The following is a 13,022-nucleotide window of genomic DNA, read 5'->3' as shown; positions in this document are numbered from 1 at the left end:
CTGATTACCATTCCGTATTATGCAGGACTTAAGAATTAATGTAAATGCTTTCGGCAAAGGAAGACAAAAAAAGAAGGATTTCGGCATTTTTCGTTGGAATACTAGTTAACGTGGGTATTTTAATTCAAAGGAAGCGCTTCAAAGCTACACCTATGATATAGTTTTGAAGCGCTTTTTTTACTCATTATCCGGATCAATCACCGTAAGTGGGCGCATCATGTCGTAATCCTCATGTTCCAAAATGTGACAGTGCCAGACGTAATCACCAGTATATGGGGCAAAACGGGCAATTAGTCGGGTGATTTGAGCAGATGGTGCAGCTACAGTGTCTTTCCACCCACGTTCGTTTGGTTTTGGCGGGGTAGCTGGTCCGGTATAGCGAATTTGCCCATTTTCATTATAAAGATCAAGATCAAATGGCTGGCGATCCAGAATTTGAAACTGAATCAGGTGGATATGGATAGGGTGGGTAAAGCCGGTAATATTCATCAATGACCAAATTTCCGTTGTTCCTAAAAGCGGTTTTTCTGTTGTTGGATCCATCCATTTTTTATTATCGAGCAAAAGTAATGGTCGCCCATATTCATCTGTTGAACCAACAAGTTTTAAATTACGAATGGTTGCAATTTTATTTTGCTTTAGTGAAGGAATATGCGTTAGATGATGTGGAATGGTCGTCGTATCTTTTTTGGAAAGTTTGTTCGTTACCTTAAATTGCATAACATCATCGGTTTTGTCATCGGGATCGGCATTGGGTCCAAGATCATTTTTTAGTGTTATGGTTTTCCCTTTGTATTTGGAAAAATCAATAATGAAATCCACTCGTTCTGCTGGTTCCATTGCGATTTTGTTTATGCTGACTGTTTTTTGCATCAGACCACCGTCCGAACCAATTTGATAAAAAGACTGGCCGGAATCAAGATACAATTGATAGGCCCTGGTGTTGGAAGCGTTTAATATCCGAAAACGATATTTCCGCGGCTCCACTTTTAAATATGGCCAGACCATACCGTTTACTACAATAGTATCCCCATTAAAGAAAGGTGTGATAGAAGGATTTGGAAGATTTTCAGCGGGGTTGGCGGGTTGATTTGGATAGAACAAGGACCCATCATCATTGAATGAGCGATCCTGAATCACGAGCGGGATTTCATATTTTCCTTTTGGCAGATTTAGTGATTTCTCCTTTTCATCACGGATGATATACATTCCGGCAAGTCCGGCGTACATGTTTAATCTGGTAATCCCCATAGCATGATCATGATACCATAGCGTCATCCCCCGCTGGTGATTTGGGTAGGTATAAACCTTCCGTTCGAAAAAAGGACCAACTTCTTTATATCCTTTGGTGAACCATGCTTCTGGATAGCCGTCACTGGCTGATTGAGTTTCACTGCCGTGTAAATGGGTGACGGTACGCACCTCGGGTTGGTGTGCAACATCATGAATCGATTTGTCCACTGGAAGCAGATGGTTATTTGGCAGGTTGTTGATCCATTTGACGTGTGTCGGATCCCCTTGATTCACATCAAATAAAGGTCCAGGAAATTGCCGATTATACCCCCATAACCGGGTCGGTTTCAAGTCCCGATGCAGCTTTTGCCTGAATTCTTCCATTTTTACTTCATAATAATCTCCGTCTTTGTATTTACGTTCCGGTTTTATCGTCTTCATGATCGGCAGGGGATCAACAAATTTTTCAAGATCCATGTGACTCATCTCCATCATTAGGTATTTATGATAGTAGATGAAACATGGTGAATGAGGGAAAGGGCAAATGTAACAGGTTGGGGTATATTTTTAGAGTCAGCCACTTCCAACGCTTTTAAAATATTTACGTGGTAAGGGCTGACTCCCATTATTTTGCCATATTCAATAAAGTTAACACATCGTTGGAAGCTGATGAATAAGATGATGACTTGATGTTTTTCTTAATTCGTTCAATCAAATCCACCGCTTTAGAGTCAGTGACAGTCAAAATTTTAACATTCCCATTAAACATATCATTCATTTCTTCTTTTGCCTGGTCAAGGTTATCGTAGCTTTTTTCCTTCGTGTTTTTTATTCCTTCAGGTTCTCCGTGACCGGACATTCCTCTGTTGGCGCTTAACAAATCATTTTGCATATTATCATATTCATGACTTGTTGTTTCAGCCGTATTTCGTGCCAATACTACCGAATCATCGATAACAAACACTTTAACTCCGGTAATACCCTGGCCTTTTAAAATGGATTCAAAATAAGACGATACACCACCTTCGTGAATGCCGGAACTGCCGATAGATCCGTAAATACTGTTACCCATTCCGGAATAGGTGGTGCCCTCCCTGTTTGTTGTGTGTGTCTTATCACTAATTTCACTTGGGATAATATCAGGATCATTTAAATGACTTTGATTGTGATCATTGACGTTTACGTTTTGCCCATTATTTAATTCATCAGCTCCAATAGCCTCATCGTTGTTATTCTGACAAGCAGAAACAATAAGGATTATGCTAAGGATGAATAGCAAGATTGGACCTTTTTGTAGTATTTTCATCATCCACCTCCATGTTGATATTACATATAGATTGCCCCGATTTTTTATATATATGAATGGTTAATTATCCCACACTTAACGGTCAGTAAGACTCCCACGTTATGGTTGAGGAGGAATTAACAAAGGGAAGTCAGTGTCAACAGCATGACAAAAATTCGATTCTGATAAGTCCTGCAGGAGGCAGGGTACAAAGACGTTGCCGTTTTAGCCTTTGATCCACTATTCTCAACGGGGAAAAAGCATCTCATTGAATGAAGTTTCACTTTATGGTGCATAATAAACTCGAAATATATGACGGGAAAGGAGGTTTTTTCGTTGACAGATGACAACCAGCACAAGAATAAGGAAAATGAAGCCTTGTCCAGAAGGAGATTTTTGCGAAATTCCGGGATAGCCGTTGGCGGATTGGCTGTTGGCGGTGTTATTGGTAATATGATTCCATGGCATGTAACCGATAAGGATGAAGAAAAGAAGACCGCTAGTCAAAAAGTGAAAAGCTACAACCATGCTTTGATGTATTTGACAAAGGCGGAGTTCGCAACGGTTGAGGCAGCAACAGAACGCATCTTTCCCAAGGACGATTTGGGACCCGGTGCAAAAGATTTAGGTGTAGGTTACTATATTGATCATCAATTAGCTGGATCATACGGATTTAATGCAAGAGATTACATGGAGCCGCCATTTTACCATGGGGAAAAAGTACAAGGATATCAAGGACGACTAAAACGACGAGAAATTTTTCGGATTGGTTTACGCGAATTGGAAAATCATAGCCAGGAAAAACATAAAAAAGCTTTTACCGAAATTACTGACGATCAGCGGGATGAAATTTTACAGGAATTTGAGTCAGATAAGGTGAAGTTAAGTACCGTTTCCCCCAGTGGATTCTTTGAATTACTAAGAGGAGTCACGCTAGAAGGTTTATATAGTGATCCATTATATGGAGGGAACATTGATATGGATGGATGGAAGATGCGCAATTATCCAGGGGATCAAATGGGCTACACGGATATTATTGAAAAAGATTTCCAGGAGATAAAACCTAGCAGTCTGAGGGATCACATGTAATTGTAGAAAAGAGGTGGATGAAAGATGGTAAAAAAGATGCCAAAAGTCGATGCTGTAGTTGTAGGTGTTGGTTGGGGCGGCGGTATTATTGCTTCCGAACTGACGAAAAAAGGACTTAAAGTGGTTGGACTTGAAAAAGGGCAGGAACGACATACCGAAGATTATTACATGGTGCATGATGAATTACGCTATGCAGTTCGTAAAGAATTAATGCAGGATTTATCCAAGGAGACGCTAACGTTTCGGAGTAATGAAAAAATGCGTGCACTGCCCATGCGCCAATACGGATCATTTCTGTTAGGAGAAGGGCTTGGCGGGGCAGGTGTCCATTGGAATGGACAGTTATTTCGTTTTCTTCCCTATGATTTTGAGATCCGCAGTCAAACTATTGATCGGTATGGCAAGGATAAAATACCGGCTGATATGACGATACAGGACTGGGGAATTACTTATGACGAATTAGAACCGTATTTCGACCAATTTGAGAAAATGGCCGGGATTTCCGGTGAAGAAAATCCCCTAGGTGGAAAACGTTCGGACAAGTACCCAACCGGACCAATGAAACATTCAAAACAGATGGAGTTATTTAAAAAGGCAACGGAAAAATTAAAATATCATCCATATACTATACCATCGGCAAATTTGTCTGAACCCTATACGAATCCAGATGGCATCGCCAGGGCTGCTTGTCAGTATTGTTCGTTCTGTGAGCGTTTTGGCTGTGAATATGGTGCAAAGGCTGACCCGGTTGTTACCGTTATCCCGGTAGCGAATAAAACAGGAAATTTTGATTTGCGAACGTTATCATGGGTGCGCCGGATTTTACATAAGGGTGGCAAAGCAACGGGTGTGCTTTATACCGATTTGACGACGGGAGAGGAAATCGAGCAACCTGCGGATATTGTTATCGTGACCTCTTATGTATTTAATAATGCTAAACTGTTACTCAACTCAGATATGGGTCGTCCATATGATCCCTCTACCGGTAAGGGAGTCATTGGAAAAAATTATGCCTACCAGGTTGTTAAGGGAGCCGCTACTGGCTATTTTAAAGATCAGGAATTTAACAACTTTGCTGGCGCCGGTGCATTGGGAATGACGATTGATGATTTTAACGGGGATAATTTTGATCATTCCGATTTGAACTTTATTCATGGTGGGTATCTTTCCTTGACACAAACAGGAGCCCGGCCAATTGAGAACAATCCAATTCCAAAAGGATCTTCAACCTGGGGAGCAGAGTTTAAGAAAAATTCGCTGGAGTATGCTAATAAGACATTATCCGTCAGTACAATGGGGGCAAGTATGCCGTTTAAACACCATTACCTTGATCTTGATCCAACATATAAAGATACATTTGGTGATCCACTGCTTCGGATGACATTCGACTTTGAGGATCAAGATAGCGAATTGGCAAAATTCACCGCTAACAAATGCAGCAAGATTATGAAGGAAATGGGTGCTGATCATATTGATTCCATGGATGAGTTAGGTCCCTATGATATCACTACGTATCAATCTACGCACAATACTGGCGGGGTAATTATGGGTGCAGATCCTGATACATCGGCAGTGAATAGTTATTTGCAAATGTGGGATATGGAGAATGTGTTTGTTGTGGGAGCTTCTGCATTTCCGCATAACGGGGGTTACAACCCGACTGGTACGGTTGGTGCACTTGCATATCGGGCAGCGGAAGGAATTTTGAAGTATAACAAGAATGGTGGTATGCTTGCTTAATACTTGCGGGTATAAACTAGGTTTTTAAACAGGCACTGAATAAGTCATCTCAAACAAGGGATGACTTATTCAATGATGTGTTGTGAAGCTTTATTAGGAGGATATTCACATCTCTATTTTTTTGATTCGCTTTCTGTTAAGCCTGTATGTTTAGCGATTAATTAAATCTTTATTCAACAGATTCTTGGCGATTTCAGCAGCCTTTTCTTTTCTCCAATTTTTTCACTCAATTCTAAACTTCTTTCAAATCCAAATGTATTTCGCTCCTTTGCGTGGTTTATTGTTTTCGGCGTTATCGCGTTTCTCTCTCAGGCAGCCATTTTATACGATTCGTTTCATTCATAACTGTGTATCTGTTAAGCTAAGCAATTTTCACATATGGGCACTGTCCCCAAAAAGGAATTTGAATGATAAATGTGGAAATACTTAGTAGAAGGTTTACTAAGATGGGGTGACAGATTGAAATATGTGAGATTCGGTGCTTGTGGGATTATTCTTATGACTTTGATGCTGCTTACATCACCTGCACTTTCAAACCATAAATCAGTATCGAAGGCAAAGGAGATGCGTGTCATGACCCAACAAACGAAAGGGCAACAAATGCCAGCATGGGGAGAAAAATTGAATGAATTTATCCGGGACGAGCCTATCCTGAGTGGTGCGTTGGTTGGAATCAGTGTCCGTTCTGCCAGGTCTGGTGATGTGTTGTACGAACATCTTGGAGACACAAGATTACGACCAGCATCCAATTTGAAATTATTGACCGCCGCATCTGCGCTGTCGGTGCTCGGGGAGGATTATACATTTCCAACCGAGTTACGATCGAACGGCCCGATTAAAGGAAATAAGCTTCATGGCAATCTTTATTTAAAGGGGAAAGGGGATCCTACCTTATTGCCTGAGGATTTTAATTCATTTGCTAAAAAGCTGCGGAAAATGGGTGTTAAAGCTATCACCGGAGATATTATCGGCGACGATTCCTGGTATGACAAGGTTCGTCTGTCACCAGATCTAATCTGGAGTGATGAACAATATTATTATGGTGCGCAAATTTCGGCTTTAACCGCTTCTCCAGATGATGATTATGATGCAGGGAGTGTTATTGTTGATGTTCAACCGGGGGATGCTGCAGGCAGAAAACCAGTCGTTTCAGTAACCCCTGATACAGATTATGTAAAAATGGTCAATAAAGCAAAAACGGTTGCAGCGGGAGAAGAAGAGGATATTACCATTGAACGGGGGCATGGAGCAAATGTGATCACCATTAAAGGGACGATGCCGGTTGGATCGGCGGACGTTAGAGAATGGATGGCGGTATGGGAGCCAACACAATATGCTTTAGATCTGTTTAAACAGGCATTGAAAAAGAATGGTATTTCGTGGACTGGTGATGTGAAAAGGGGGAAAATTCCAAGTGGAACAAAGAAGCTTTTTGCTCATCATTCTACCCCATTGTCCAAGTTACTTATCCCGTTTATGAAATTAAGTAACAATACGCATGCTGAAATACTAGTTAAAGAAATGGGACGAGTAGAATATGGGCAAGGGAACTGGGAAAAAGGATTAGCGGCCATGAAGGAGACGTTAACCGATATTGGCTTAAATCCAGACACTATGGTTATTCATGATGGTTCAGGAATCTCACATGTTGATTTGATCCCGCCTAATGAAATTACAAGATTATTATACCACGTGCAAAAGAAAGACTGGTTTGCTTCTTATTTTGATGCATTGCCAATTGCTGGGGAAGAAAAACGAATGACAGGTGGCACATTACGTAACCGGATGCAGGATTTACAAGGAAAGGTACACGCAAAAACAGGGACAATTGATGGAGTAAGTACGTTATCCGGTTATGTGGAAATAAGTGATGGCTCAATGCTTGTCTTCTCCATCATGTTGAATAATCTTCTGGATGAAGAGAAGGGGCCAGCGATAGAAGATAGGCTCATTGAAATTATCGCACAAAAATAGAAAATGTCAAAAAGGGAATCATAATTGATTCCCTTTTTTGCGCTAGTTTAGCGTTTTGTACCTGATATTTTCTGATACTAGAACCAAGCTATTTACTGAAAACTGTTATTGTCTTGCTGTTGTGTAGCTTGGGTTTGTGACTGTTCGGCTTGCTGTACTTGCTGCAGTGCTTGTTGTACTTGTTGCTGAGCTTGTTGTAATTGTGTGTTTTGCTGCGCTCCGGCACTTGCTTGTGCACTTTGCAACCCTTGCTGTGCTTGCTGCAATTGCTGCTGTGCTTGTTGCATTTGCTGCGGATTTGCACTAGCCTGTGCTTGTTGCACTGCTTGTTGTGCTGCCTGTGCCTGTTGCAAAGCCTGTTGCAATTGCTGATTCTGTTGTTGATTTTGATTTTGATCAGTCATCATATAACCTCCCACGATTTTTGGAGCATTTGCTCTCTTTATGTAGCCTTCCTGTTTTGTGGCAGGTTATGTATGATTTATAAAAGAAGATATGTTATCATTCATCAAATTACTGTCAGTAAATCGAAAAAAGGACAAAGAGCACCATTTCAGCTTAAATAGGATGCACTTTGTCTTAGGGATATTCATGAATGTAATTTTAAATCGTCATTAATTAGTTGGTTATAGACGAATGAACCAATTTACACATATTTGCACCCATTTTAGTTTGGAGTGAATAAAATAGGCAATATCTACAAAGGAGGATCGATATGGCTTATTTTAATTATAATCAATCGTTTACGGGATACCGTCAAGGACCAATGGTTTGTTTTCCCGTACAAAGTCAAGAAGGTGGCAATGAATCACAAGGACAAGGAGGCTTACAGGGGGAAATAACGATGCCAGATGGCTCTAAACAATCAGTTGTTTGTTATTATTCACAGTCTCCATCTGGTGATCAAGGTCAACAGGGTAATGGCCAGGGGAAATCAGGCGGTCAGGAGCAGCAAGGTAACGACGAAGGGCAAGGAGGTATGCCAACACCTCAAGACATCTTAGGTCAATTGGGGCAAGGAGGAAACCAGGGTCAGCAGCAAGGTGGCGACGAAGGGGAAGGAGGTATGCCAACGCCTCAAGATATACTAGGTCAACTGGGTCAGGGAGGAAACCAAGGGCAACAGCAAGGTGATCAAGGGCAGAATGGTATGCCTACGCCCCAAGACATCCTAGGTCAACTGGGTCAAGGAGGAAACCAAGGACAACAACAAGGAAATCAAGGGCAAGGAATGCCTGTACCTCAGGGCATGTTTGGTCCAGACGGGGGTCAAGGACAACGAATATATGGCCATCCACGAGCAGTTATACCTCATTATATGTGGATCCCAATAAGACATGGGTTTTACTGGTAGAGGATGAATAGGATCATTACAGGACAACAGCCGGATGAAAAGTAGATCCGGCTGTTCCATTGGTTTATTATACATTCAAAATGCATTTAAAAACGTAACGGGCTAATTATTTACTTTATTTCCACTGTCATAACAGATAAAAAAGGGGCAAGCAGTGAAATAAGCTTGTCCCACACAACATGTTATAGTAAGATAATGATGTTACGGTTCACTTGGGTCATATTCATCATAAATCATTCTGGTTACTTTTGTTGACTCATCTCGCTTGATTTCAGATTGGGTAGCATCTTCACCAAATGAATCCTCTTCATCCATTCCGGGAGCAACGACATCTTCATATTTCTCCGTTTGTTTATTCCTTTTAGGCTTTTCCTGATCCATAAGTATCCCTCCAGTTCCAGTCTTATTATTCTTTGCCAAATTCCTGCAGATTATGATAGTAATACGTAAAGAAGGTGGTGGTATACATGCAATTAATTTTAGCCGAAAAGCCGTCTGTTGCGAAAAACATTGCGGATGCATTAAATATTAAAAATAAATATGATGGGTATTTTGAAGGAACAAATTACATCATCACGTGGGCGTTTGGCCATTTGGTTCAACTCTATGATGCCAAAGACTATGACAGTAAAATGGCGCGATGGCAGCTGGATAATTTCCCATTTATTCCCGGGCAATTTAAATATAAAGTGAAAGGAGATCCAAAAAACCGGCAACACGTGGATCCTGGAGCGGCGAAGCAATTAAAGATTATTCACCGTTTAATGCAGCGGAACGATGTTGACATGTTTATTTCCGCATGTGATTACGATCGGGAGGGGCAGGTTATCGGTGATAGCATTATTTACCGGGCCAAACTGCAAAAGCCGGTATACCGTTTATTACTAAACGAATGGACGCGGGATGAGGTGCTTCAGGGACTCGAAACATTACAACCAAATGAAACACTAAGACCATTACTAAATGCCGGAGTATCCAGACAATGGGCGGATTGGGTGATTGGCATAAATTTGACGTCAGTTGCTACACTAAAATATCAGAAGGGGAGAGGGAAGGCGCTAAATATTGGCCGGGTACTCTTGCCCACGTTGAAAATCATTTATGACCGGGATAAGGAGATTGAAACCTTCAAGCCTGAGGACTATTTTAAGTTAAATGCTACATTTCAACTAGCAAACAACCAAGCATACGACGGAACATATATAGAGGAAAAACAGGAAAAATTTAAAGATAAAGTACATCTGGAACAAATCCAGCAACAGATTCAGGGCAAGCAGGGGATAATTACTGACAAACAAGTCGAAAAGAAAAAGGAATTTGCCCCATTATTATTTAATTTGTCTAATTTACAGGGATACATCACGAACAAATTTCAGGGCTGGACATCCGATAAGGTATTGAAAGTGGCTCAAGGCCTGTATGAGAAAAAATATATTACCTATCCACGGACTTCAAGTATTGCATTAGAGGAAAGTCTTGTTGACAAAACAGCGAAGGTTCTAAAAACGTTAATAGAAGATTTACCGTATAAAGATGAGATAAAATTTCACAAATCCAAGCGCGTTTTTAACAATACCAAAGTGGAAAGCCATAGTGCGATTACGCCAACGTATGTCAAACCAAAACGGTTATCCAGTGATGAACAAATCGTGTACACGGCTATTAAGAATCGTTTCATTATGCAGTTTATGCCAGTTGCCGAATATGAAGAAACGAGATTAACAACCAAAATAGAATCGGCTAACGGGTATTTTGCATCCAAGGGAAGAGTCCAGCTTGTTGAAGGATGGAAAAAGGTAGAGAACGTTCAATCGAAGGAAAATCTATTGCCACATGTGAACATAAATGAACAAGTAAGTTTGCTAGATGCTAAGGTTACTAGTCATGTCACCAAACCGCCAAAGCAGCATACCGAGAAAACGCTATTGCGTGTGATGGAAACGTGCGGGAAAAGTTTTGGAGATGAGGAAGTGGCCGAAATTTTAACTGGCTTTAGTATTGGTACTCCAGCAACAAGAGCGGAAACAATTAAAAAATTGAAGGATGTCGGTTATATTGCCGGGAAAGGAAAAAACTTGTCATGCACAATCTTAGGGCGAAAGCTTGTCGAGACATTTCCAGTGAAAGATCTGTTTGACCTGGAATTTACGGGACGGCTCGAAAAAACGTTGGCCGATATTCAAAAAGGGAAAGTGAAGAAACAGGACTTTCTGCAGGTTATCTTTGGGTTTACCAACGAATCGGTCACAACCATTAAAGCAGATCAGGATGTCGTTATTAATGAATTATCTTCGGCTCCAAAAACAGCTGAAGTGCTTGGTACATGTCCGGAATGTGGCGGTAAGATTATCGAGGGTAAAAAAGGATTTGGCTGCAGCAATTGGAAAAGTGGTTGTAAATTTGTGATTTGGAAAAATGATAAATACCTGCAAACGATGAAAAAGAAGCCAACAAAAACGATGGTCAAACAACTGCTAAAACAAAGGCGAGCATATGTAAAAGGATTAACCAGTAAGAAAGGGAAAAAGTTTAATGCCTACTTACAGTACGAGAAAAATCCGGATAATCCTTATTACAACTGGAGGATGGATTTTGAAAAATAGATTGTTTACCCCGCCTTAACGAACAGTAGGACCCCCACATCAAGAATTTGAGGTGGAATTAAAAAAGATAGGTGGGGGAGAAAGGCCCCCACCTAATGAAATTTCATTTTGTGATATTCACCTAAAGAGCAGTCCGTAGAAAAGGACGACTCTTTAGGTGAATTTCTCTGCTATTGAATGTTCACTCGTTTGACAGCTTTAACACATCAAACAATCGAAATAATAATCCAAGGATAATCGCCACAATCGTCGCTAATCCCATCCCGGTTAATTCTACCGATCCAAGTTTTACGGTAACACTGCTGATGCCAATGACGAGTACTACACAGGTCAGGATTAAATTTTGCGAACGGCTATAATCTACGTTTGCTTCCACTAACATACGAATACCGCTAGCGGCTATAATTCCAAATAGTAATAAAGAAATCCCTCCCATGACCGGGGAAGGTATAGATGATATGAGGGCAGCTAACTTACCGCAAAACGATAGAATTATAGAAAATACTGCCGCAAGACCGATAATCCATGTCGAGTACACACGTGTGATAGCCAAGACGCCAATGTTTTCACCATATGTTGTGTTTGGTGTCGAACCGATAAAGCTGGAAATAATCGTTGAAATCCCGTTTCCGAATAAGGAACGATCAAGACCAGGATCTTTTGTTAAATCGCTTTTGACAATGTTCCCAGTGACAAATAAATGGCCAATATGCTCTGGAATAATGACGAGTGCTGCCGGCAAAATAACGAAGATGGCTGACCAGTCAATCTTCATTTGATAAAAGGTCGGTTTGGAGATCCAGTGGGCTTCTGCAACTTTTGTAAAATCAACCAAGCCGAAAGCATAGGCAATGATGTATCCAGCAATAATTCCAATTAGAATCGGGATGATTTTTAAGAAACCACGTAATGTCACCCAGCAAATAATCGTAATGATTAGGGTTAATAATGCCACAATGGCAACTTTCGGATCCAATTTCCAGTCCGCACCGGCATCTGCTGGTGCAATCCATCCAGCCATTTCGGTTGCTGTTGGGACAAGTTCCAGACCAATAACGGCAACGATTGCTCCCATTGCAGCTGGTGGGAAAATGATATCTATCCAAGCTGTTCCAATAAATTTAACTAATAATCCCACAAGACATAGTATAATACCTACGATCAGGAACCCGCCAAGAACATAAGCGTAGCCAGCTCCACCAGCATAGTGGTTCAATACAACAAAAACGGGTGATATAAAAGCAAAGCTTGATCCGAGATAAGCGGGAATCTTCCCTCTTGTGATCAAAATGTAGATGATGGTTCCAACTCCATTCATTAATAGAATGGTCGCCGGGTCAACTCCAAATAAGACCGGTACCAGAACGTTGGATCCAAACATCGCGAATAAATGCTGAATACCTAGTGGTAAACTTTGCAAAAAAGGTAAACGCTCGTGAACTTGTACTTCTCTCTGTGTCATTCTTCTCTCTCCCTCTTTCTATTCGGTTTACCGGTTACCATGGGTATGAATGACGATAACAAAAACACCTTGCCTATTCCGGACAAGGTGTTAAAAGCAGATAAAATGAACGCAGATGATCCTCCATTTTATTCAACCAACAGATCTGAATCTGTTGCACCTTGTCAGCCTCACAGGACTGAATTAAAGGTAACCGTATAAACTTATTGAATATATTATTACAATATTGGATTGATCTGTCAATCACTTTTTTAAATAGAAGTTTCTACACTTGTTTCTGCT

General features: G+C 40.9%; 10 protein-coding genes. 5 read left to right on the top strand and 5 right to left on the bottom strand.

Translation table 11 applies throughout. The annotated features are described in order from the left end of the window. Positions 1-177: 177 nt before the first annotated feature. Complete coding sequence (locus WMZ97_RS03465) at positions 178-1,710, bottom strand: multicopper oxidase family protein (RefSeq protein WP_343270664.1); 1,533 nt, start codon at positions 1,708-1,710, stop codon at positions 178-180. A 148-nt stretch (positions 1,711-1,858) separates the two neighbouring features. After that, a complete protein-coding gene (locus WMZ97_RS03460) occupies positions 1,859-2,542 on the bottom strand; it encodes a hypothetical protein (RefSeq protein WP_343270663.1) in 684 nt (227 codons plus the stop codon). Between the two features lie 312 nt (positions 2,543-2,854). On the opposite strand from WMZ97_RS03460, the gene WMZ97_RS03455 reads away from it, so the two are divergent. The 3 genes from WMZ97_RS03455 to dacB all read left to right on the top strand — a co-directional run bounded on the left by WMZ97_RS03455 (position 2,855) and on the right by dacB (position 7,321). Continuing rightward, positions 2,855-3,607 (top strand): gluconate 2-dehydrogenase subunit 3 family protein, encoded by a 753-nt coding sequence (locus WMZ97_RS03455; RefSeq protein WP_343270662.1) that lies wholly within the window; start codon positions 2,855-2,857, stop codon positions 3,605-3,607. Positions 3,608-3,631: 24 nt separating this feature from the next. Beyond that, positions 3,632-5,347 carry a GMC family oxidoreductase gene (locus tag WMZ97_RS03450; protein ID WP_343270661.1) on the top strand — a complete coding sequence of 572 codons (1,716 nt, stop codon included), beginning with the start codon at positions 3,632-3,634 and terminating at the stop codon, positions 5,345-5,347. Positions 5,348-5,920: 573 nt separating this feature from the next. Next, entirely contained in the window at positions 5,921-7,321 is a 1,401-nt protein-coding gene (dacB, locus tag WMZ97_RS03445) for a D-alanyl-D-alanine carboxypeptidase/D-alanyl-D-alanine endopeptidase (RefSeq protein ID WP_343270660.1), read from the top strand. Between the two features lie 92 nt (positions 7,322-7,413). Here dacB and WMZ97_RS03440 read toward each other — a convergent pair whose 3' ends face one another. Then, positions 7,414-7,728 carry a hypothetical protein gene (locus WMZ97_RS03440; RefSeq protein ID WP_343270659.1) on the bottom strand — a complete coding sequence of 105 codons (315 nt, stop codon included), beginning with the start codon at positions 7,726-7,728 and terminating at the stop codon, positions 7,414-7,416. Positions 7,729-8,036: 308 nt separating this feature from the next. On the opposite strand from WMZ97_RS03440, the gene WMZ97_RS03435 reads away from it, so the two are divergent. Beyond that, on the top strand, positions 8,037-8,675 hold the full coding sequence (locus WMZ97_RS03435; protein ID WP_343270658.1) for a hypothetical protein: 639 nt from the start codon (positions 8,037-8,039) through the stop codon (positions 8,673-8,675). A 201-nt stretch (positions 8,676-8,876) separates the two neighbouring features. Here the strand turns inward: WMZ97_RS03435 and WMZ97_RS03430 are convergent, their stop codons facing one another. Beyond that, a complete protein-coding gene (locus tag WMZ97_RS03430; protein ID WP_343270657.1) occupies positions 8,877-9,056 on the bottom strand; it encodes a hypothetical protein in 180 nt (59 codons plus the stop codon). A gap of 86 nt (positions 9,057-9,142) precedes the next feature. Here WMZ97_RS03430 and WMZ97_RS03425 point away from each other — a divergent pair, with 86 nt between their 5' ends. After that, positions 9,143-11,278 (top strand): type IA DNA topoisomerase, encoded by a 2,136-nt coding sequence (locus WMZ97_RS03425; protein WP_343270656.1) that lies wholly within the window; start codon positions 9,143-9,145, stop codon positions 11,276-11,278. Positions 11,279-11,459: 181 nt separating this feature from the next. Here the strand turns inward: WMZ97_RS03425 and uraA are convergent, their stop codons facing one another. Next, on the bottom strand, positions 11,460-12,740 hold the full coding sequence (gene uraA, locus WMZ97_RS03420; protein WP_343270655.1) for a uracil permease: 1,281 nt from the start codon (positions 12,738-12,740) through the stop codon (positions 11,460-11,462). Positions 12,741-13,022 lie beyond the last annotated feature (282 nt).

It is taken from the genome of Lentibacillus songyuanensis (genome assembly GCF_039548255.1).
GTDB lineage: Bacteria > Bacillota > Bacilli > Bacillales > Amphibacillaceae > Lentibacillus_C > Lentibacillus_C songyuanensis.
The sequence above is the reverse complement of the archived record's forward strand: the minus strand, read 5'-3'. Positions and strand labels throughout refer to the sequence as shown.